Origin of the sequence: Streptomyces sp. NPDC091287 (genome assembly GCF_044768525.1) — a bacterium.
Lineage (GTDB): Bacteria > Actinomycetota > Actinomycetes > Streptomycetales > Streptomycetaceae > Streptomyces.
This window is the reverse complement of sequence record NZ_JBIVUV010000011.1, coordinates 251,039-271,318: the sequence shown is the minus strand read 5'-3', so window position 1 is coordinate 271,318 and position 20,280 is coordinate 251,039. Positions and strand designations below refer to the sequence as shown.

19 protein-coding genes are annotated in these 20,280 nt (G+C 70.1%); 10 read left to right on the top strand and 9 right to left on the bottom strand.

Annotated elements, in window-relative coordinates:
• Positions 1 to 67 precede the first annotated feature (67 nt).
• On the bottom strand, positions 68 to 1,474 hold the full coding sequence (locus ACIQRW_RS20740; protein ID WP_403762233.1) for a family 2B encapsulin nanocompartment shell protein: 1,407 nt from the start codon (positions 1,472 to 1,474) through the stop codon (positions 68 to 70).
• 176 nt (positions 1,475 to 1,650) lie between these two features.
• Between ACIQRW_RS20740 and ACIQRW_RS20735 the strand changes: the two genes are divergently transcribed.
• The 3 genes from ACIQRW_RS20735 (at position 1,651) to ACIQRW_RS20725 (ending at position 4,366) form a co-directional block, all read left to right on the top strand.
• Positions 1,651 to 2,097, top strand: coding sequence for an RrF2 family transcriptional regulator (locus ACIQRW_RS20735; protein ID WP_403762230.1), 447 nt, complete (start codon positions 1,651 to 1,653; stop codon positions 2,095 to 2,097).
• Between the two features lie 116 nt (positions 2,098 to 2,213).
• Positions 2,214 to 3,410 (top strand): globin domain-containing protein, encoded by a 1,197-nt coding sequence (locus ACIQRW_RS20730; RefSeq protein WP_403762227.1) that lies wholly within the window; start codon positions 2,214 to 2,216, stop codon positions 3,408 to 3,410.
• Positions 3,411 to 3,436: 26 nt separating this feature from the next.
• A complete protein-coding gene (locus ACIQRW_RS20725; RefSeq protein WP_403762224.1) occupies positions 3,437 to 4,366 on the top strand; it encodes a 1-aminocyclopropane-1-carboxylate deaminase/D-cysteine desulfhydrase in 930 nt (309 codons plus the stop codon).
• Here ACIQRW_RS20725 and ACIQRW_RS20720 read toward each other — a convergent pair.
• Complete coding sequence (locus ACIQRW_RS20720) at positions 4,342 to 5,943, bottom strand: Na+/H+ antiporter (protein WP_403762221.1); 1,602 nt, start codon at positions 5,941 to 5,943, stop codon at positions 4,342 to 4,344. The two genes, ACIQRW_RS20725 and ACIQRW_RS20720, sit on opposite strands and share 25 nt — an antisense overlap.
• A 35-nt stretch (positions 5,944 to 5,978) precedes the next feature.
• Here ACIQRW_RS20720 and ACIQRW_RS20715 point away from each other — a divergent pair, with 35 nt between their 5' ends.
• From ACIQRW_RS20715 to ACIQRW_RS20705, 3 genes are all read left to right on the top strand, one after another.
• The gene (locus ACIQRW_RS20715; protein WP_403762219.1) at positions 5,979 to 6,239 is read left to right on the top strand and encodes a UBP-type zinc finger domain-containing protein; all 261 of its coding nucleotides are present in this window, start codon (positions 5,979 to 5,981) and stop codon (positions 6,237 to 6,239) included.
• Positions 6,240 to 6,471: 232 nt separating this feature from the next.
• On the top strand, positions 6,472 to 6,885 hold the full coding sequence (locus ACIQRW_RS20710; RefSeq protein WP_003966375.1) for an anti-sigma regulatory factor: 414 nt from the start codon (positions 6,472 to 6,474) through the stop codon (positions 6,883 to 6,885).
• A complete protein-coding gene (locus tag ACIQRW_RS20705) occupies positions 6,882 to 7,838 on the top strand; it encodes an RNA polymerase sigma factor SigF (protein ID WP_403762217.1) in 957 nt (318 codons plus the stop codon). The genes ACIQRW_RS20710 and ACIQRW_RS20705 overlap by 4 nt, the downstream gene beginning before the upstream one ends.
• Before the next feature lie 33 nt (positions 7,839 to 7,871).
• Here the strand turns inward: ACIQRW_RS20705 and ACIQRW_RS20700 are convergent, their stop codons facing one another.
• Positions 7,872 to 8,321: a hypothetical protein gene (locus tag ACIQRW_RS20700; protein ID WP_381751848.1), complete on the bottom strand. Its 450-nt coding sequence runs from the start codon at positions 8,319 to 8,321 to the stop codon at positions 7,872 to 7,874.
• Between the two features lie 165 nt (positions 8,322 to 8,486).
• Here ACIQRW_RS20700 and ACIQRW_RS20695 point away from each other — a divergent pair, with 165 nt between their 5' ends.
• Together ACIQRW_RS20695 and ACIQRW_RS20690 are read left to right on the top strand one after the other, a co-directional pair.
• Positions 8,487 to 9,455, top strand: a complete 969-nt coding sequence (locus tag ACIQRW_RS20695; protein ID WP_403762214.1) for a diacylglycerol/lipid kinase family protein — start codon at positions 8,487 to 8,489, stop codon at positions 9,453 to 9,455.
• A gap of 320 nt (positions 9,456 to 9,775) precedes the next feature.
• Entirely contained in the window at positions 9,776 to 10,033 is a 258-nt protein-coding gene (locus ACIQRW_RS20690; RefSeq protein WP_003953983.1) for a WhiB family transcriptional regulator, read from the top strand.
• Positions 10,034 to 10,225: 192 nt separating this feature from the next.
• On the opposite strand, the gene ACIQRW_RS20685 is transcribed toward ACIQRW_RS20690, so the two are convergent.
• Both ACIQRW_RS20685 and ACIQRW_RS20680 read right to left on the bottom strand, forming a co-directional pair.
• Positions 10,226 to 11,692 carry a sensor histidine kinase gene (locus ACIQRW_RS20685; protein WP_403762327.1) on the bottom strand — a complete coding sequence of 489 codons (1,467 nt, stop codon included), beginning with the start codon at positions 11,690 to 11,692 and terminating at the stop codon, positions 10,226 to 10,228.
• Between the two features lie 361 nt (positions 11,693 to 12,053).
• Entirely contained in the window at positions 12,054 to 13,136 is a 1,083-nt protein-coding gene (locus tag ACIQRW_RS20680) for an SIS domain-containing protein (RefSeq protein WP_403762211.1), read from the bottom strand.
• A 257-nt stretch (positions 13,137 to 13,393) separates the two neighbouring features.
• On the opposite strand from ACIQRW_RS20680, the gene nagB reads away from it, so the two are divergent.
• Positions 13,394 to 14,179 carry a glucosamine-6-phosphate deaminase gene (gene nagB / locus ACIQRW_RS20675; RefSeq protein WP_050360487.1) on the top strand — a complete coding sequence of 262 codons (786 nt, stop codon included), beginning with the start codon at positions 13,394 to 13,396 and terminating at the stop codon, positions 14,177 to 14,179.
• Positions 14,180 to 14,412: 233 nt separating this feature from the next.
• Here nagB and ACIQRW_RS20670 read toward each other — a convergent pair whose 3' ends face one another.
• The 4 genes from ACIQRW_RS20670 to ACIQRW_RS20655 form a co-directional block, all read right to left on the bottom strand.
• Positions 14,413 to 15,942, bottom strand: coding sequence for a glycoside hydrolase family 3 protein (locus tag ACIQRW_RS20670; RefSeq protein WP_403762207.1), 1,530 nt, complete (start codon positions 15,940 to 15,942; stop codon positions 14,413 to 14,415).
• Positions 15,943 to 15,951: 9 nt separating this feature from the next.
• Positions 15,952 to 16,815, bottom strand: a complete 864-nt coding sequence (locus ACIQRW_RS20665; RefSeq protein ID WP_403762204.1) for a carbohydrate ABC transporter permease — start codon at positions 16,813 to 16,815, stop codon at positions 15,952 to 15,954.
• Positions 16,812 to 17,819: a carbohydrate ABC transporter permease gene (locus tag ACIQRW_RS20660; RefSeq protein WP_007458221.1), complete on the bottom strand. Its 1,008-nt coding sequence runs from the start codon at positions 17,817 to 17,819 to the stop codon at positions 16,812 to 16,814. Before ACIQRW_RS20660 ends, ACIQRW_RS20665 begins: the two co-directional genes overlap by 4 nt.
• A 115-nt stretch (positions 17,820 to 17,934) precedes the next feature.
• Positions 17,935 to 19,233: an extracellular solute-binding protein gene (locus ACIQRW_RS20655; RefSeq protein WP_403762201.1), complete on the bottom strand. Its 1,299-nt coding sequence runs from the start codon at positions 19,231 to 19,233 to the stop codon at positions 17,935 to 17,937.
• A gap of 279 nt (positions 19,234 to 19,512) precedes the next feature.
• On the opposite strand from ACIQRW_RS20655, the gene ACIQRW_RS20650 reads away from it, so the two are divergent.
• Positions 19,513 to 20,277, top strand: coding sequence for a GntR family transcriptional regulator (locus ACIQRW_RS20650; RefSeq protein WP_007458216.1), 765 nt, complete (start codon positions 19,513 to 19,515; stop codon positions 20,275 to 20,277).
• The last annotated feature ends 3 nt before the right edge of the window (positions 20,278 to 20,280 follow it).

Here is a 20,280-nt window from a genome sequence, read left to right as displayed (position 1 = left end):
GGCGATGGGGTGCGGACCCGGGGGCCCGGGCGGCGGCTGCCGCCCGGGCCCCCGGGGTGAACCGGGGTCAGTGCCAGCGGCTGACCTCGACGTTCTCCAGCACTCCGAGGGCGTCCGGTACCAGGATGGCGGCGGAGTAGTACGCCGTCACGAGGTAGGAGATGATCGCCTGCTCGTCGATCCCCATGAAGCGGACCGAGAGACTCGGCTCGATCTCGTCGGGGATACCGGTCTGCTGGAGGCCGATGACGCCCTGCTCGGCCTCGCCGGTCCTCATGCAGATGATGGATGTGGTGCGGGCGTCGGAGACGGGGATCTTGTTGGACGGGAAGATCGGCACCCCCCGCCAGGCGGGCACGTGGTGGCCGCCGATGTCGACGCTCTCCGGGACGAGTCCGCGCCGGTTGCACTCGCGGCCGAAGGCGGCGATGGCCTTCGGGTGGGCGAGGAAGAGCTTGGATCCGCGGCGGCGCGAGAGCAGCTCGTCCATGTCGTCCGGGCTGGGCGCCCCGTCGTGCGGCTGGAGCCGCTGCCCGTAGTCGCAGTTGTTGAGCAGTCCGAACTCCCTGTTGTTGATCAGCTCGTGCTCCTGGCGCTCACGCAGCGCCTCGACCGTGAGCCGCAACTGCTGCTCGGTCTGGTTCATCGGCTGGTTGTAGAGATCGGCGACCCTGCTGTGCACCTTCAGCACCGTCTGGGCGACGCTCAGTTCGTACTCGCGCGGCGCCGCGTCGTAGTCGACGAAGGTGTGCGGGACGACGGCCTCCCCCACATGGCCGGCGGAGAGGTCGATCGCCGCCTCGCCGTAGTGGTTGGTCCGCTGCTGCGGGATGGAGAGCAGACCCGCGAGATGGTCCTGCAGGGGCGCCGCGCGCTCCGCGAGGTTGTACACGTCGGCACGGCTCAGGGTGAGGAGCGTGCACGGGGTGAGCGCCCGGGCGGTGTACTCCCAGACGGCGTCGCCGTCGATCAGGCTCTGGTCGCCGAAGTACGCGCCGTCGGCGAGGACCCCGAGCTCCGTCTCGTCCCCGTAGGGGCCCGATCCGACCTTCGCCACCTTGCCGTGCGCCAGCAGGAAGACCCGGTCCGCCGCGTCCCCCGAGGCGGCGAGCACCTCCCCCGCGGCCACGTCCCGCTGCTCGCACCTGCGGGCGAGCTCGGCGAGCACCTCCTCGTCGCCGAACTCCCGCAGGGCGGGCAGCTCCCCCAGCTCCGCGGGGATCACGGACACCCGGTCCCCGGTCTGGACGAAGGTCACCCGGCCATCGCCGACCGAATAGCTGAGCCGACGGTTCACCCGGTACGTACCGCCCTGTACCTGCACCCACGGCAGCATCTTCAGCAGCCACCGCGAGGTGATCTCCTGCATCTGCGGCGCGGATTTGGTGGTCGTCGCGAGGTTCCGCGCAGCCGCCGTCCCCAGACTCTGCTGCGGCGGCGCCTGCGTGTCGCGAACCTCTTCACCAACGGACATCTGACGTCCTTTCGATCTTGGGCTGACCTGCGTGCAAAAGCCTTTCAGCAGGAGGACCGGGTCGCCATTACACAAAAGAGTGCGACTAATCCGCCTTCGGTCGGGGCACGTTGTTCCTCGTCGCCCAGCGGACCGCTTAAGTTGCATCTCTCATGCAACTTATCTACGGTGAGCCCATGCGGTTGACGAGATTCACCGACGTGGCGCTCCGCGTCCTCATGCGACTGGCGGTCACCGAGGACCGGGAGCCGCCGACCACCCGCGAGGTGGCGGCCACCATGCGGGTCCCGTACACGCACACCGCGAAGGTCGTCGCCAGGCTCCAGCACCTCGGCCTCCTCGACGCCCGTCGCGGCCGGGGCGGCGGACTCACCCTGACCTCGGCCGGCCGCGCCGCGTCGATCGGCTCGCTGGTGCGGGAGCTGGAGGGGCCGGAGGAAGTAGTCGAGTGCGAGGGCGACACGCCCTGCCCGCTCCGCTCCGCCTGCCGGCTGCGCGGGGCCCTGCGCGGGGCCCAGGAGGCCTTCTACGCCGCACTGGACCCGATCACCGTCACCGATCTCGTCGCCTCCCCCACCGGCCCCCTGCTGTTGGGCATCGGCAGCGGTCCACCGTCCGACTGAACCCGCTCCCGCCGCCCGACCGGACCCGCCCCCGGCCGCACGAACGAACCCACGCGCCGACGGTGCCACCCTCCGCCCGTAAATATGCATCCAGCATTCCAATAAGGAGCTCCACCATGCTCTCCGACCGGTCCACCGCCACTGTCCGCGCCACCCTGCCCGCCGTCGGCGCGGCCATCGGGGACATCGCCGACCTCTTCTACGAGAAGCTCTTCGCCGCCCACCCCGAGCTGCTGCGGGACCTGTTCAACCGGGGCAACCAGGCCTCCGGCGACCAGCGCAAGGCCCTGGCCGGGTCCATCGCCGCGTTCGCGACCGCGCTGGTCGAGCACCCCGGCACCCGGCCCGACGTGATGCTGGACCGGATCGCCCACAAACACGCCTCGCTCGGGGTGACCCCGGAGCAGTACGAGGTGGTGCACACCCATCTGTTCGCGGCCATCGCCGACGTCCTGGGCGACGCGGTCACCCCGGAGGTCGCCGCCGCCTGGGACGAGGTCTACTGGCTGATGGCGGGATCCCTGATCGCCGTCGAGGAGCGCCTCTACGCGCAGCAGGGCGTCCTGGCGGGCGATGTGTGGCACACCTGGGAGGTGACCGCCCGGGTCGAGGAGACCGAGGACGTCGCCACCTTCCTGCTGCGCCCCGCCGATGACACGCCCCCGCCCGCCTTCCGGCCCGGCCAGTACGTCTCCGTACAGGTCGAACTCCCGGACGGCGCCCGCCAGATACGCCAGTACAGCCTCTCCAGCGCCCCCGGCTCCCGGCTGCGGTCGATCACCGTGAAGCGCGTACGCGGCCAGGGCTCGCCCGACGGCGAGGTCTCCCGGCACCTGCACGAGCACACCCGCGCGGGCGACCTGCTGCGCGTCTCCGTCCCCTACGGGGACCTGGTGCTCGACCGGCTGGACGCGCCCCTGCTGCTGGTCTCGGCGGGCATCGGCTGCACCCCCATGCTGTCGATGCTGGAGCACCTCGCCCAGGAGGGTCACAGCGGCCCGGTCACCGTCGTGCACGGTGACCGCTCACCGGCCGACCACGCCCTGCGCACCGACCACGTCCGGCTGACGGAGAAGCTCCCGGACGCCGAGGCGCACTTCTGGTACGAGGCCCCGGAGGCCGGGCAGCCGGCGAACCGCACCGGCCTCGTCGACCTGGCCGGCATCACCGTACGGCCGGGAACACACGCCTACCTGTGCGGCCCGCTCCCCTTCATGCGGGCCGTCAGGGCCCAGCTGCTGGAGGCGGGCGTCCGGCCGGCCGACGTCCACTACGAGGTGTTCGGCCCGGACCTCTGGCTGACCTCTTCCTGAAACGGCGGAGAGGCGACAATGGGCGGGTGAACAGCCCGCCCCGCCTCGACGCCCTCCTGCGGCCCCGGGTGCCCTCCCCGCTGCGGGAGGTCCACGACGAACGCTTCGCGCGCCACGGGGTGAGGCTGCTCCTGAAGCGGGACGATCTGATCCACCCCGACCTGCCGGGCAACAAGTGGCGCAAACTCGCCCTCAACCTGGAGGCCGCGGCCGGGCGCACCGTGCTGACGTTCGGCGGCGCGTACTCCAACCACCTCCGGGCCACCGCGGCGGCCGGGCGGCTGCTGGGTTTCCCCACCGTCGGGGTGGTCCGCGGCGACGAGCTGGCGCACCGGCCGCTCAACCCGTCGCTCGCCCGGTGCGCGGCCGACGGCATGCGCCTGCACTTCGTGGACCGTACGACGTACCGGGCGAAGGCCTCCTCCGAGGTCCTGGAGGGGCTGCTGAGCCTGTTCGGGGACGTGGAGGTCATCCCGGAGGGCGGCAGCAACGCGCTGGCCGCACAGGGCTGTACGGCGCTGGGGCGCGAGCTGGCCGGGGAGTGCGATGTGGCGGCCGTGGCCTGCGGGACCGGCGGCACCCTGGCCGGACTCGCCGCGGGCCTGGGCCCGGGACAGCGGGCCCTGGGTGTCCCGGTGCTGCGCGGCGGCTTCCTCGGGCGGGAAGTGGAGCGGCTCCAGCGCGAGGCGTTCGGCGGCCCGTCCGGGAACTGGTCGCTGGACGAGCGCTTCGCCTTCGGCGGCTACGCCCGCGCCACCCCGGAGCTGGAGGCCTTCGCCGCGGACTTCGAGGACCGGCACGGGCTGCCCGTGGAACGCGTGTACGTCGCCAAGCTGCTGTTCGCGCTGACCACGCTGACCGGGGAGGGGGCGTTCGCGCCGGGCGCGCGGGTGAGCGCCGTGATCACCGGCACCCCCGACGCACGGCCCGTTCAGGAGTCGTCCGTCTCCCGGTAGGCCGCCGCCTCCTCCAGGTCCAGCCGGCGCAGCAGCGTGCGCATCATCTCGTCGTCGATCCGCCGCTCGTCCCGGAGCCGGACGAAGACCTCGCGCTCGGCCTCGATCATCTCCCTCGACAGCCGCCGGTAGGTGTCGTCCGCCGACTCCCCGGTGACCGGGTCGGCGGCGCCCAGCCGCTCCCACACGGCGTTGCGGCGGCGTTCCAGCACGCTGCGCAGCCGGTCCGCCAATGGCGGCGGCAGGCTGCTGTGCGGGTCGGCGAGCAGCCGGTCCAGGCGGGCCTCGGCGGCTTCGGACGCCTCGCTCTGGGCCTGCGCCTCGATGAGTGTGACGGTCTGCGGGTCGGGGCCCGGCAGCTTCAGTACGCGGACGAGGACGGGCAGCGTAAGGCCCTGGATCACCAGGGTCCCGATGACGGTGGTGAAGGTCAGGAACAGCACCAGGCTGCGGGCCGGGAAGGGTTCGCCGTCGTGCATGACCAGCGGAATGGAGAACGCGACGGCGAGCGAGACGACCCCGCGCATCCCGGCCCAGCCCACGATCAGCGGGGCGGTCCAGTCGGTGCCGGGCTCGCGTTCCCGGACGCGGCGCGAGAGCCACCGGGGCAGATAGGTGGCCGGGTAGACCCAGACGAAGCGGACCACGACGACGGCCAGGAACACGATGGCCGCGTAACCGAGCGCCTCCCCCACGCCGAACGAGCCGAGCCCCTTCAGGACGAACGGCAACTGGAGCCCGATCAGGGCGAACACCGCGGACTCCAGGATGAACGCCACCATCTTCCAGACGGCCGCCTCCTGAAGACGGGTCGCGAAGTCGACCTGCCAGGAACGGTGGCCCAGATAGAGAGCGACGACGACCACGGCGAGCACACCGGAGGCGTGCACCCGTTCGGCCGCCGCGTACGCCACGAAGGGGATCAGGAGGGAGAGCGTGTTCTGGAGGAGGGCTTCCTTCAGGTGGGTGCGCAGCCAGTGGAGCGGCACCATCAGCAGGAGCCCGACGCCGACCCCGCCGAGCGCGGCCAGCAGGAACTCACCGATCCCGGCGCCCCAGCTCATCCCCTCCCCCACCGCGGCGGCCAGCGCCACCTTGAACGCGGTGATCGCCGTGGCGTCGTTCACCAGGGACTCGCCCTGGAGGATCGTGGTCACCCGGGAGGGCAGCCCGACCCGGCGGGCGATGGCGGCTGCCGTCACGGCGTCCGGCGGGGCGATGACCGCTCCCAGGACCAGCGCGGCGGTCAGCGGCAGGTCCGGGATGATCAGGTGGGCCAGCCAGCCCACGGCGACGGTCGCGAAGAGGGTGTACCCCACGGAGAGCAGGGCGACCGGCCGGACGTTGGCCCGCAGATCCAGGTAGGAGCTGTCCACGGCCGCCGTGTGGAGCAAGGGCGGAAGCAGCAGCGGGAGCACCACGTGCGCGTCCAGGTGGTACGTCGGGACGCCCGGCAGATAGCCGGCCACGAGCCCCACGGCGACCAGGACGAGCGGGGCCGGCACCGGGGTGCGGCGGGCAGCGCCGGCGACCGCCGCACTGACCGCGACCAGGGCCACCAGCGGCAGCGCGTCCATCCCACCGTCCTCGGATCCGTCGTAACCTGCCCATCATGAGCGAGTGTGCGCATGTAGCGGATCTGCCACGCCCCGAGCCCGTGCCGCTCGGCGAGACGTGCCCCGAGTGCCTGGAGGCGGGCAGTCACCCCGTGCAGCTGCGGCTCTGCCTGACCTGTGGACACGTAGGCTGCTGCGATTCGTCGCCGCTGCGCCACGCCACCGGACACTTCCGGGCGACCGGTCACCCCGTGATGCGGAGCTTCGAGCCGGGCGAGAGCTGGCGCTGGTGCTTCGAGGACGGTTCGATCGTCTGACGCCTGGGTACGTCAATGCGGCGCCGGTTCTTCGCAATTGGACGCCGCAGACCCCTAGCCACTGTGCGTACGCATGGGCTTACCATGAGTGACGGTCGGGGTATGGGGTCCGTACGACACGGCATCATGGATCCGATAACGTCGCCGAGCCGAAGAACCGTCGACGGACCGCATGGCTCCGGGCCACCCTTCCCGGAACCTCGAAAGAGTTTGTGCCACCTTGGAGGTGAGGGTGTCCCAGATCGCAGGCGAGCCCGGGAATCAGGACTTCGTAGAAGTCCGGCTGCCCGCTGCGGGTGCCTACCTGTCGGTGCTGCGAACGGCCACGGCCGGTCTCGCAGCGCGTTTGGACTTCACTCTCGACGAGATCGAGGATCTTCGTATCGCGGTCGACGAGGCCTGCGCGATCCTGCTTCAGCAGGCCGTGCCGGGTTCCGTCCTCAGCTGCGTCTTCCGACTCGTCGACGACTCCCTCGAAGTGACGGTGTCGGCGCCCACCACGGACGGCAGGGCGCCCGAGCGCGACACCTTCGCCTGGACGGTGCTCTCCGCGCTGGCCGGCAAGGTCGACTCCACGGTCGCCGACGACCGTACGGTCAGCATCAGCCTCTACAAACAGCGCGGCGCGGGCCCCGGGCCGGCGTGAGCGACGGGAACGGGGACGGTCCTGTGCGGGACGAGACGATCCGATCCGGGGTGGTGCGCCCAGCAGGCATCCCGGAGCAACAGGCCAGGCCGCATCCGGTGGACGGAGCGGACGGGCCCGAGAGCATCGACGTCGCGGTGGAGCAGCAGTCGCAGGCAGAGCGGGCGGGCCAGATGAGCGAGCACGGGCACCACGATCCACACGACCGCAGCGGGGCCCGGGCTCTCTTCTTCGAGCTGCGGGAGCTGCCCGACGGTTCGGCCGAGAAGGCCGAGCTGCGCAACAGACTGGTGCGGATGCACCTGCCGCTGGTGGAGCACCTGGCCCGCCGCTTCCGCAACCGCGGGGAGCCGCTGGACGACCTGACCCAGGTGGCCACGATCGGGCTGATCAAGTCCGTGGACCGGTTCGACCCGGACCGGGGCGTGGAGTTCTCGACGTACGCCACCCCCACGGTGGTCGGCGAGATCAAGCGCCACTTCCGGGACAAGGGCTGGGCGGTGCGGGTGCCGCGCCGTCTCCAGGAGCTGCGGCTGTCGCTGACCACGGCCACGGCGGAGCTCTCCCAGCAGCACGGCCGCTCGCCGACGGTGCACGAGCTGGCCGAGCGGCTGGGTATCTCCGAGGAGGAGGTGCTGGAGGGCCTGGAGTCGGCCAACGCGTACAGCACGCTCTCGCTGGACGTGCCGGACACGGACGACGAGTCGCCGGCGGTCGCGGACACGCTGGGCTCGGAGGACGAGGCGCTGGAGGGCGTGGAGTACCGGGAGTCGCTCAAGCCGCTCCTGGAGGACCTGCCGCCGCGCGAGAAGCGCATCCTGCTGCTGCGCTTCTTCGGGAACATGACCCAGTCGCAGATCGCCCAGGAGGTCGGCATCTCGCAGATGCACGTCTCCCGGCTGCTGGCCCGGACCCTGGCGCAGCTGCGCGAGCGGCTGCTCGTCGAGGAGTAGGCAGCCGCCGCCGCGCCGGACGGGTCCGCCGGCTCAGGCCTCGGGGGTCGCCCTGGGGCCCCGGCGGATGCCCAGGTCCTGCGTGGTCGCCGGCTTGAGGACGAGCACGAGGCCGGTGACGGCGACCGCCGCCAGGACGATCCCGGCGGGAATCAGCGCGCCCTGCGAGCGCAGCAGCGTCCAGGCCACCGGCAGCGCCATGATCTGGGTGATCAGCGCGGGCCCCCGGCTCCAGCTGCGCAGCAGCAGCAGTCCGCGGGCGGCGATCAGCGGGATCGCGCCGAGCGCGACCAGCGTGATCCCGACCGTCTCCGCCTGCTGCGTGCTCTCCAGCTTCCCGAGCAGCCCCATGACCAGCATGTAGACACCGCCGAGGGCGAGCGCCAGGCCTTCGAGGGCGTTGACCCCGGCGAGGACGGTGATCCTGGTCGGGCGCTCCGCCGCGGAGGGGGACGGCGTGGAGGGGGTCGCTTGAGTACTCACGCCTTTCAGGTTGGCATCCCGGGGGCCCGGAAGTGAAGCCGGGGTGCGAAGGAGCCTCCCCCGTTCGGGCGCACGACGGGGCGGCCGGTCACGTTCCGTCACCGCGATGGAGCGCAGCGAACCGGGACTACAGCACCGAACCGCCCGGTAGGTAGGCTGGCCGTCATGCGCGCACTCCTCGTGGTCAACCCAGCTGCTACCACCACCAGTGCCCGCACCCGTGACGTGCTCATCCACGCGCTGGCCAGCGAGATGAAGCTGGAGGCGGTGACCACCGAGTACCGGGGGCACGCACGGGATCTGGGACGGCGGGCCGCGGACAGCGACGACATCGATCTGGTGGTCGCCCTCGGCGGCGACGGCACGGTGAACGAGGTCGTGAACGGGCTGCTGCACCGGGGCCCGGACGTGGACAGCCTCCCGAAGCTCGCCGTGGTCCCCGGCGGGTCCACCAATGTCTTCGCGCGCGCCCTGGGGCTGCCGAACGACGCGGTGGAGGCGACCGGCGCGATCCTGGACGCCCTGGAGAACCGGACCGAACGCACGGTCGGGCTCGGACTGGCGGCCGGTACCCCGGGGACCGAGGACGAGTCCGTCCCCGAACGCTGGTTCACTTTCTGCGCCGGTCTCGGATTCGACGCCGGAGTCATCGGCCGGGTCGAACAGAAACGCGAGCACGGGAAGCGTTCGACCCACGCCCTGTATGTGCGCCAGGTGGTGCGGCAGTTCCTGAACGAGGCCCACCGCAGACACGGGCAGATCACGCTCGACGTGCCCGGCCAGGACCCGGTGACCGACCTCGCGCTCTCCATAATCTGCAACACCGCCCCCTGGACCTACCTGGGCAATCGTCCGATGTACGCCTCGCCGAAGGCCTCCTTCGACACCGCGCTGGACGTCCTCGGACTGAAGCGTCTGTCCACCCCGGCGGTGGCCCGTTACGGCACCCAGCTGCTCACTTCGAGCCCCGAGAAGGGGCCGCGCGGCAAGCACGCCGTTTCACTGCATGACCTCACGGACTTCACCTTGCATTCAAAGGTCCCACTGCCCTTCCAGATGGACGGCGACCACCTGGGACTGCGTACGAGCGTGACGTTCACAGGCGTACGCCGTGCACTGCGTGTGATTGTGTGAGTGGAAGGGCCTAAAGTCCTTTAACTCGAACGTTTGGACTGGCCCCCACCCCTAAGAAGTGCGGCTGTGACCTAGTCGACACCGAGGAATCAAAAAAAACTTTCCAGAAGGGGTTGTATCCGCCGCCGAGGTTTGCGAATCTCTACATGGCGATCGGGACGGCCCGCAACACCGGCCTCCACTGAGAGCCAGAACCCCTCCTCACCATCACAGACCACACCCAGTCCTTCTGGGGGTCGGCCCGTCATCTACGGGGGGATTCGTGAAAGCGTTCACATTCACAAGCAACAAGCGTGTAATACCAAGGAGAGGTAGCAGCCATGGACTGGCGTCACAACGCCGTTTGTCGTGAGGAAGACCCTGAGCTTTTCTTCCCCATCGGCAACACCGGTCCTGCGCTGCTGCAGATCGAGGAAGCCAAGGCTGTCTGCCGCCGCTGCCCCGTCATGGAGCAGTGCCTGCAGTGGGCGCTCGAGTCCGGCCAGGACTCCGGCGTCTGGGGTGGCCTCAGCGAGGACGAGCGCCGCGCGATGAAGCGCCGCGCCGCTCGCAACCGGGCGCGCAACGCAAGCGCCTGAGCGAGAACCGCACCAAGCCTCAGCCCGGCGGCGCGTACAGAGCGTACGCACAGCCCCGCCTTCGAGTCGCAGCGCGCAGTACCCCGAAGCGCATCGCAACGTGAGCATCACGGAGCGGGCCCGGACCGTTACCTCGGTCCGGGCCCGCTCTGCTGTGTGCTCCGTTTTTCCTGCTTGCCGGCGCGGGATTTCCTACTTGTCGGCGCGGACCGGGAGATCCAGCACCACCTGGGTGCCGCGTTCGGGCGCCGGGACCATGCCGAACGTGCCGCCCAACTCCCCCTCGACCAGCGTCCGTACGATCTGGAGCCCGAGGTTGCCGGCCCGCTTCGGGTCGAATCCCTCGGGCAGGCCGCGCCCGTCGTCGGTGACGGTGATCAGCAGCCGTCCGTCGGTGGGTGATCCGCCGCGTACGGCGGAGACCTCCACCGTCCCGTGGTCGGCCACGGCGAAGGCGTGCTCCAGGGCGTTCTGCAGAACCTCGGTCAGCACCATGGAGAGCGGGGTGGCGACCTCGGCGTCGAGGATGCCGAAGCGTCCGGTGCGGCGGCAGGTCACCTTGCCCGGGGAGATCTCCGAGACCATCGCGATGACCCGGTCGGCGATCTCGTCGAACTCGACCCGCTCGTCCAGATTCTGGGACAGCGTCTCATGGACGATGGCGATCGAACCGACGCGCCGGACCGCCTCGTTGAGCGCCTCGCGGCCCTGCTCGGAGTCCATCCGGCGGGCCTGGAGTCGCAACAGGGCCGCCACCGTCTGGAGGTTGTTCTTCACCCGGTGGTGGATCTCCCGGATGGTCGCGTCCTTGGTGATCAACTCGCGTTCGCGGCGGCGCAGTTCGGTGACGTCGCGGAGCAGGACCAGGGAGCCGATGCGGACGCCCTTGGGCTTGAGCGGGATGGCCCGCAGCTGGATCACCCCGCTCGCGCACTCGACCTCGAACTCGCGGGGCGCGTAGCCGCTGGCCACCTTGACCAGGGCCTCGTCCACCGGCCCCCGGGAGGGGGCCAGTTCGGCGGTGGTGGTGCCGAGGTGGTGGCCGACCAGGTCGGAGGCGAGGCCGAGGCGGTGGTAGGCGGAGAGGCCGTTGGGGCTGGCGTACTGGACGATTCCGTCGGCGTCGAGCCGGATCAGGCCGTCGCCCACGCGCGGGGAGGCGTCCATGTCGACCTGCTGGCCGGGGAAAGGGAACGATCCGGCGGCGATCATCTGGGCCAGGTCGGAGGCGGACTGGAGGTAGGTGAGCTCCAGCCGGGAGGGGGTGCGCACGGTGAGCAGGTTGGTGTTGCGGGCGATGACGCCGAGCACCCGGCCCTCGCGGCGTACGGGGATGGACTCGACCCGTACGGGCACCTCCTCGCGCCACTCCGGGTCGCCCTCGCGCACGATCCGGCCCTCGTCCAGGGCCGCGTCCAGCAGCGGGCGGCGGCCGCGCGGCACCAGGTGGCCGACCATGTCGTCCTGGTAGGAGGTGGGCCCGGTGTTGGGGCGCATCTGGGCGACGGAGACGTACCGCGTGCCGTCGCGGGTGGGGACCCACAGCACGAGGTCGGCGAAGGACAGATCGGAGAGCAGTTGCCACTCCGAGACCAGCAGATGGAGCCACTCGAGGTCGGTGTCGCTCAGAGCGGTGTGCTGGCGGACGAGGTCGTTCATGGAGGGCACGTGTGGAGCGTACCTGGGGTTACCGGAGGCGTTCGAACCGATCGGCCCGCCGGGCCGTGCCATGGGTACGGCGATGGACAGGTGCGGAGCCCCGACCGAGAATGTCGTGCACATGGATGGACACGGGCAATTGGTCTAGTCCACAATGAATACATCACGACCTCCGCTCTCCCCGCACAGGAGAGCGGACCGAGGCTCCGGCACTCTCTGCCCTGACTGCGCCGGTGCCTCCATGACCGACGGCACCGCACACCGTCGGTCGGAAGCTCCGGGCTGCGGTGCCGGGTGGGCTGAGGGTCCCGCTCTGGCGCCGCGGCCCGCGGGTGTTTCCGGGCCGTGCCGCCTCAGAATCTCAGCGGGTCTCGGTGACCTTGGCCAGCGCGCGGGGCGCGTCCGGGTCCTGCCCCCGGGCGATCGTCACCTCGTACGCCAGCAATTGCAGCGGCAGGATCTCCAGGATCGGCTGCAACTCCTCCGGGACGCCCGCCGTGGGCAGCGAGAATCCGGCCGAGGCCGCCTCCACCTGGGCCTTGGGGCCGACCACGAAGAGGTCCGCGCCGCGTCCGCGCAGCCGGTCCAGCACGGGCTGGAGGGCCTCGCCGCCCCTGCCGTCGGTGACCACGGCGATCACCGGGGAGATGTTGTCGACCATCGCCAGCGGCCCGTGCAGCAGATCCGCGCCGGAGTAGGAGAGAGCGGGGATGTAGCTGGTCTCCATCAGCTTCAGGGCCGCTTCCTTGGCCGTGGGGTAGCCGTAGCCGCGCGAGGTGATCACCATGCGTTCGGCGAAACGGTAGCGGGAGGCCAGCGCCTTGACCTCGGACCGGCGGCCCAGGATCGCGCCCGCGAGGTCGGGCAGACCCGCAGCGGCCTCGGTGCCGTCGCGGCCGCCCAGGCCCTCCACGAAGAGGTAGAGGGAGAGCAGGGAGGCGGTGTACGTCTTGGTGGCCGGGAGCGCCTTCTCCGGGCCCGCCAGGATGTCGATGTGGTACTCGGAGACCGCCGCCAGCGCGGAGTCCGGATTGTTGGTGACGGCGAGGGTGACGGCCCCGGCCTCCCGGGCGGCCCTCGTGGAGGCCACCAGGTCCGGCGAGCCGCCCGACTGGCTGACGGTGACCACCAGGACGTCCCGCAGGTCCGGCCGGGCGCCGTAGGCCGTCGTGGTGGACATCGAGGCCAGTCCGCAGGGCAGCCCGAGGCGGATCTCCAGCAGGTACTTGGCGTACAGCGCCGCGTTGTCCGACGTACCCCGGGCGGTGAGCAGCACGAACCTGGGCTTCCGGGCCGCGATCTCGGCGGCGACCTCACGGATGCGGGGCGCGCCCTGTTCGAGGATGCGGCGGAGCATCGCGGGCTGCTCGGCCATCTCGCCGGACATGATGCGGCCGGGCTCGTCGCCCTGGCCGCCCGGGTCGGCCGGAGGGGTGGCGGACATGTGGGGGCCTCCTGCGCTGTCGGCGTACGGGACGGCGCGTGCGCGGGGGTGCGCGATCCGCGCCGTTCCGGTCGGGCCTCCCCAGTCGACCAGGCAATGCGGTGCGCCGCCAGCGGGCCGGGGCGCGCGTGTGTGCCGGCGTGTGTGCGTACGTGCCGATGGGCGGACTGTTCACCGTACGGCTGCCCGATTCTGCTAAATTGGAAGCTTGATTGGTCTATACCACCGGCTCCCCTAGTCAGATCGGCAGGCACAGCGTGGAAGTTGTCATCGTCCCGGACGCCGCGGCAGGCGGCGAACTGATCGCGGAGGCCATCGCCGCGCTGATCGCCCGTAAGCCCGACGCCCTGCTCGGCGTTGCCACCGGCTCGACCCCGCTGCCCATCTACCGCGCGCTCGCGGCGAAGGTCGCCTCCGGCGCGGTCGACGCGTCGCGCGCCCGTATCTGCCAGCTCGACGAGTACGTCGGGCTGCCCGCGGGCCACCCGGAGTCGTACCGCTCCGTGGTGCTGCGCGAGGTCATCGAGCCGCTCGGGCTCTCCGAGGCCTCCTTCATGGGCCCCGACGGGTCGGCCGAGGACGTCCAGGCGGCCTGCGAGGCCTACGACCGGGCGCTGGCCGAGGCCGGCGGCGTCGATCTCCAGCTCCTGGGCATCGGCACGGACGGGCACATCGGCTTCAACGAGCCGTGCTCCTCGCTCGCCTCCCGTACCCGGATCAAGACGCTGACGCAGCAGACCCGGGTCGACAACGCGCGCTTCTTCGACGACGACATCGAGCAGGTTCCGCACCACGTGATCACGCAGGGCATCGGGACGATCCTGGATTCCCGCCACCCGATCCTGCTGGCCACCGGTGAGGGCAAGGCGGAGGCCGTCGCCCAGACGGTGGAGGGGCCGGTCGCCTCGATCGTGCCGGCCTCGGCGCTCCAGCTGCATCCGCATGCGACGGTGGTGGTGGACGAGGCGGCTGCGTCGAAGCTGAAGTTGGCGGACTACTTCCGCGCCACGTATGCGGCGAAGCCGGGGTGGCAGGGGCTGTAGGCCTCGCCCCTTGCACGGCTGAGGGCCGGGACGCCTGTCGGTGTCCCGGCCCTCTGCCGTGCGTGTTCGTTGCCGCCCGTCCGGCGTGAGGCTTTGTCCTCAATCGCCGGACGGGCTTGACAGGGCCGGCCCGAGGCCTTGCCTGCCGGCCCGTCCGGCGTCAGGACTTGTCCTCAAACGCCGGACAGGCTTGATAGGGGCGGCCCGAGGCCTTGTCTGCCGGCGGGTGAGGGTCAGGCCTTCGTGCCGGTGATCGCTTCCGCTGCTGCCAGGCCGCAGACTCGGGCCGCTCCGTGGGTCGCTATGTGCAGCGAGCCGCGCGGGTCCGACTGGGGCAGGCCCATCTCGACCACGATCGTGTCCGGGCGGGCCGCCAGCAGTGTGTCGAGCGCGGCGCCCATCCAGGCGTGCCGGTGCTCGTCGCGGACCACGGCGACGATGCGCCGCTCCCCCGCCGCCGCCAGGATCGCGTCCGCCGGGGCGGCGCTCTGGTCGGTGTAGGTGTCCGTGCCGGTGCCGGGCAGGATCCTGTCCAGTTCGGCGGCGATGCCCCACGGGGTCTCGTCGCCGACCGCGATGTTCGCCTCCGCGCTGAACGAGGCGACGTACGCCGCCCCGGTCAGCCGGTCGCCGGAGCCGGTCACCCGGACCGCGCGGCGGGCGGCGATCAGACCGATGTCGGAGCTGACTCCGGTGCCGGGCGCGGTCCCCTCCTGCACTGCCGCGCCCGGCTCCGGGACATCCCCCCGGGCCCTCTGCGTCCAGGACGCCAGGGCTCGTACACGGGCGGCCGCGTCGGCGAGCCGCTCCTCGGTCAGGTCCCCGCTGCGCACGGCCGCGACGAGGGCGTCGCGCAGCCGCAGCACCGTCTCCTCGTCGGCCAGGCCGCCGCCCACACAGATGGCGTCGGCGCCCGCCGCGAGGGCGAGGACGGACCCGCGCTCGATGCCGTACGTACCGGCGATGGCGTCCATCTCCACGGCGTCGGTGACGATCAGGCCGTCGTAACCCAGCTCCTGGCGCAGCAGACCGGTGAGGATCTGCGGGCTCAGGGTCGCCGGGCGGTCCGGGTCGAGTGCGGGAAGCAGGATATGCGCGCTCATCACCGATTTGGAACCCGCGGCGATGGCCGCCCGGAAAGGCACCAGTTCACGGGCGTGCAGGGTGTCGAGGTCCACGTCGATACGAGGCAGCGCCAGGTGCGAGTCGACCGCGGTGTCGCCGTGCCCGGGGAAGTGCTTGGTGCAGGCGGCGACGCCGGCGGCCTGGAGCCCCTCGATGTACGCGGCGGTGTGCCGGGCGGCCAGCCGGGTGTCGGCGCCGAAGGAGCGCACGCCGATGACCGGGTTGCCCGGGTTGGAGTTGACGTCGGCGGACGGCGCCCAGTTGAGGTTGACGCCGCACTCGGCGAGCCGGCGGCCGAGCTCCTGGGCGACGGCCCGGGTGAGGTGGACGTCGTCCACCGAGCCGAGGGCGAAGTTGCCGGGGAAGGAGGAGCCGTGCGTGACCTCCAGGCGGGTCACATCGCCGCCCTCCTCGTCGATGGCGACGAGGACGTCCTCCCGCTCGGAGCGCAGCCGCTCGGTGAGGGCGGTCAGCTGTTCGGGCGAGGTGATGTTGCGGCCGAACAGGCCGACGGAGGCGAGGCCTTCACCGACGCGGCGCAGCAGCCAGTCCGGCGCGGTGGTGCCGGTGAACCCGGGCTGGAGCACGGCGAGCGCGTCGCGCGTCACGGTGTCCGTGGTGGAAACGAGGGTGGTCATGGGCCCGCACTATCCCTTCACAGCGCCGGAGGTGAGGCCGGTGGCCATCTTCTTCTGAATGATCATGAAGAACACGACGACGGGGATGGCGATCATGGTCGATGCCGCCATGAGGGCGCCGTAGTCCGTTCCGCGCTCGGTCGTGAACGTCATCAGCCATACGTTCAGCGTGTACTTGGAGTTGTCGTTGATCAGGATGTACGCGAAGAGGTACTCGTTCCACGCGTTCACCAGGGCGAAGATCGACGCGGCGGCCAGCCCGGGGGCGAGCAGCGGGAAGATCACCCGGCGGAAGGCCTGGAAGCGGGTGCACCCGTCCACCATCGCGGACTCCTCCAGCTCCACCGGGATGTTCACGACGAAGCCGCGGATCATGATGGTGGCGAAGGGCAGCGTGGAGACCAGGTAGACGACGATCAGGCCCCAGTACTCGTCGATCCCGCCCATCGCGTTGAGCTGGGCGTAGATCGGGATGAGCATCGCCGTCGGCGGCAGCATCTGGACCAGGATCATGATCAGGACCAGGGCCTTGCGGCCGAAGAACCGGAACCGGCCGATCGCCAGGGCCGCCAGGGTCGCGATGATCATGCCGCCGACCACCGCGGTGACCGCGACGATCAGGCTGGACTGGATGGCGGTGCCGAAGTTCGGCTGCTCCGTGGCCCGGACGAAGTTGTCGAAGGTGATCGACGTGGGCCACAGGGTCTGGTCGTAGCTGCGGATCTCCCGGTTGGGCCGCAGGGCGCTGATGACCAGCCAGTAGACCGGGAAGACCATGACCAGGGCGATGCCGAGGCCGATGAGGTCGAAGTGCAGCCGGCTCTTCTTGCGGTCGGGCCGCAGCGCCTGTGTCGTCTGGGTCGAGCTGCTCATTCGACCTCTCCCGTCTTCATGAGCTGGCGCAGGTAGTACACGGCCACGCCGGACAGCAGCAGCACCGTGATCAGGGCGATCGCGGTGCCCTGGCTGAAGGAGGTGGACTCGAACGCCTTGGAGTAGGAGTAGAGGCCGAGGGTCTCGTACTCCGGCTCGGGCTTGTTGCCGCGCAGCAGCCAGATCTGGCCGAAGACGTTGAAGTCCCAGATCACCGAGAGAGTGGCGACCATGGTGAAGACCGGCTTGATGACCGGCCAGGTGACGAACTTGTAGATGCCGTACGCGCTGGCGCCGTCGAGGGCGGCGGCCTCCTCCAGCTCCTGGGGGACCTGGGTGAGAGCGGCGTACAGGGTGACGACGACGAACGGGATGGCGCCCCAGACGACCAGCAGGGTGATGATGCCGAAGCCCTGGATCGGGTCGAGGTACCAGTTGTGTCCGAGCCAGTCCTCGCCGACGACCTTGGCGATCAGCGTGTTGATCAGGCCGTAGTCGGAGTCGGCCATGAACCGGAAGATCGAGGCGGCGACCATCAGCGGCATCGACCAGGCGGCGATGAGGCAGGCGGTGAGCACCAGCCGGACCCAGGTGGAGAGCTTGCGCATCAGGAGGGCGACCAGCAGCCCGAGTCCCATGGTCAGCGTCACGCAGATGACCATGAAGACGACGGTGCGGAAGGTGACCCACCAGAACTCGGAGTCGCCGAGGATGTTGGTGAACTGCTCGAAGCCGACCCAGGGGGCCGGTTCTCCGGACCACAGCTCACGGCGGCCCATGTCCTGGAAGGACATGATGACCGTCTTGCCGAGCGGGTAGAGGTAGACGGCGGCGATCGCCACGATCGCCGGGAGGATCAGGAGATAGGGGAGGAGTTCACCCTTCTTCCGCTTCCTCTTCTGCACCCGGGGCGCATCGTCGTGGGAGGACGACTTCCCGGTCGCCTGCGGGTCGGGTGGTACGGGGACCGGCGGCCCGGCGGCCTTGGTATCAGCGGCAGACACGTGGCTGACCTTCCATCGCGGGTCCGGGGCGGGCCCCGGAATTCACGGCGTTCACTTGCGGGAAAGGAGCGGGGGCCCGGCGCTGGCGCCGGGCCCCCGCCTGGCGATCGGAAGGTCAGGATTCCTTGTTGATCAGAGCGTTGATCTTGTCGTCGGCCTTCTTCGAGGCGTCGGCGACGGAGGCGCCCTTGACGATCTCCAGGAGCATGTTCTGGAGGATCTCCTCCTTCTCCACGGAGGCCCAGCCCGGCGCGATCGGCGTGAACCAGGCGTCCGGCACCGCGTTGGCGATGGCGGCGGTCTCCGGCTTCGCCTTCAGCGGCTCAAGCTGCTTCTCGTTGTTGGGGAGGATGTTCTTCGACGCGAGGACCTCCATGGACTTCGCGTTGGTGAAGAGGGAGATCCACTCCTCGCCGAGGTCCTGGACCTTCGACTTGGAGATCGTGGCGAGGTCCGAGCCGCCGATGAAGGACGGGAGGGCCTTGCCCTCGGGGCCGGGCATACCGGCCGTGGCGATCTTGCCCTCGAGCTTCGGGTTGCCGTTCTCGCCCGTGGTGACGCTGCCGGCCTCCCAGGCCTGGCCGTAGATGACCGCGGCCTTCTCGTTGGCCATGACGTTGGCGTGGTCCTGCTCGTCCTTCGTCACGTCGGCCTTGTTGTACTTCTTGACCAGGTCGACGTAGTGCTGGATGCCCTTCTGGGCCTCCGGGGTGGAGAGCGCGGCCTTCCACTCCTTGCTGCCCTCGTCGTACGACGCTATCTGGCCACCGTAGGCGGCGACGTAGGACATCGCGGCGTACCAGTAGCGGCCCGGGAAGTAGAGGGAGGAGGCGCGCTTGTCCTTCTTGCCCAGCTCGGCGGAGGTCTTGTCCATCGCGGCGAGGAACTCGGCCTCGGTCTGCGGGAGGGCGTCGCTGCCGGTGCCGGCCTTCAGCATGTCCTTGTTGTACACGGCCAGACGGGCGCTGGCGTAGTAAGGAACGCAGTACGTCTTGCCCTCGAAGGAACACGTGTCCTTCAGACCCTTGATCCAGGTGTCCGAGTTCTCGTACTTCTTGGGGTCGATTTCTCCGAGCGCACCATTGAGGATGTACTGCATGGTCTCGGTATTGCCGAGTTCCACGACGTCAGGGAATTTGTCGCCACCGAGGGAGGTGTCCAGCTTCTTGACCTTGTCGGCCCACTGCTGGTACTGAACCTTGACCTTGACGCCCGGGTACTTCTTGTTGAACTCGGCGTTGACGTCCTTGACCAGCTCCGGCCAGGTGGACTGGGCCTCACCCATGAGCCAGACGGTCAGGTCTTCCTTGCGGTCCTTCGGGTCCGCGGACGACTCCTTGTCACCCGAACCACACGCCGCGATCGAAACCAACATGCCCGCGACACCAATAGCCACGATGAGCTTGCGCTTCACGTCAAACCCTCCTCAGGGATGCTGCAACCCCACCCACCGCGAAGACATTCGACGAGTTCTGCTGGGGCTGGACCTGGTCTTTAATGGTTTAGACCAGTACCGGGAGCTTGGCCTAGACCTTTAGGGGTGTCAAGGGTGTATAAGAAGTGCACTCGCGTCCGTTATAGGACCGACACCTAAGGGAGGGCGACGACCCGTGACCGGACCGTGCCACCATGTGAGCCGCGACAGACGGAGGAGCCGGTGACGGCAGCAACGCAGCAGTCGGGAAGGCGGGCCATGGGCGCCGACGGGGGCAGTACGGGGAGCGAGACCGGTGCCGGTACGCGCACAGCGCGCGTACCGAAGTACTACCGGCTCAAGCGGCATCTCCTCGACATGACGGACACCCTGCCGCCCGGCACCCCCGTGCCGCCCGAACGCACCCTGGCGGCCGAGTTCGACACCTCGCGCACCACCGTGCGCCAGGCCCTCCAGGAGCTGGTCGTCGAGGGTCGGCTGGAACGCATCCAGGGCAAGGGCACCTTCGTAGCCAAGCCGAAGGTCTCCCAGGCCCTCCAGCTCACCTCGTACACCGAGGACATGCGCGCCCAGGGACTGGAGCCGACGTCCCAACTGCTGGACATCGGCTATGTGACGGCGGACGACACGCTCGCCGGTCTGCTGGACATCTCGACGGGCGGCCGGGTGCTGCGCATCGAGCGGCTGCGGCTCGCCAGCGGGGAGCCGATGGCGATCGAGACCACGCACCTTTCGGCCAAACGCTTCCCGGCGCTGCGCCGTTCGCTGGTGAAGTACACCTCGCTCTACACCGCGCTCGCCGAGGTGTACGACGTGCGCCTCGCCGAGGCGGAGGAGACCATCGAGACCTCGCTCGCCACCCCGCGCGAGGCGGGGCTGCTGGGCACCGACGTGGGGCTGCCGATGCTCATGCTGTCCCGCCATTCGGTGGACGGCCAGGGCGAACCGGTGGAATGGGTGCGCTCGGTCTACCGGGGCGACCGCTACAAGTTCGTGGCCCGCCTGAAGCGGCCGACGGACTGAGCA

Bases quoted from the DNA above. Each gene is read 5' to 3' on its own strand.
- ACIQRW_RS20650 (WP_007458216.1), top strand. From the start codon at position 19,513: ATGGGCGCCGACGGGGGCAGTACGGGGAGCGAGACCGGTGCCGGTACG.
- ACIQRW_RS20740 (WP_403762233.1), bottom strand. From the start codon at position 1,474: ATGTCCGTTGGTGAAGAGGTTCGCGACACGCAGGCGCCGCCGCAGCAG.
- ACIQRW_RS20685 (WP_403762327.1), bottom strand. From the start codon at position 11,692: ATGAACGACCTCGTCCGCCAGCACACCGCTCTGAGCGACACCGACCTC.
- ACIQRW_RS20665 (WP_403762204.1), bottom strand. From the start codon at position 16,815: ATGAGCAGCTCGACCCAGACGACACAGGCGCTGCGGCCCGACCGCAAG.
- ACIQRW_RS20680 (WP_403762211.1), bottom strand. From the start codon at position 13,136: ATGTCCGCCACCCCTCCGGCCGACCCGGGCGGCCAGGGCGACGAGCCC.
- ACIQRW_RS20735 (WP_403762230.1), top strand. From the start codon at position 1,651: ATGCGGTTGACGAGATTCACCGACGTGGCGCTCCGCGTCCTCATGCGA.
- ACIQRW_RS20695 (WP_403762214.1), top strand. From the start codon at position 8,487: ATGCGCGCACTCCTCGTGGTCAACCCAGCTGCTACCACCACCAGTGCC.
- ACIQRW_RS20715 (WP_403762219.1), top strand. From the start codon at position 5,979: ATGAGCGAGTGTGCGCATGTAGCGGATCTGCCACGCCCCGAGCCCGTG.
- ACIQRW_RS20720 (WP_403762221.1), bottom strand. From the start codon at position 5,943: ATGGACGCGCTGCCGCTGGTGGCCCTGGTCGCGGTCAGTGCGGCGGTC.
- ACIQRW_RS20730 (WP_403762227.1), top strand. From the start codon at position 2,214: ATGCTCTCCGACCGGTCCACCGCCACTGTCCGCGCCACCCTGCCCGCC.
- ACIQRW_RS20670 (WP_403762207.1), bottom strand. From the start codon at position 15,942: ATGACCACCCTCGTTTCCACCACGGACACCGTGACGCGCGACGCGCTC.
- ACIQRW_RS20690 (WP_003953983.1), top strand. From the start codon at position 9,776: ATGGACTGGCGTCACAACGCCGTTTGTCGTGAGGAAGACCCTGAGCTT.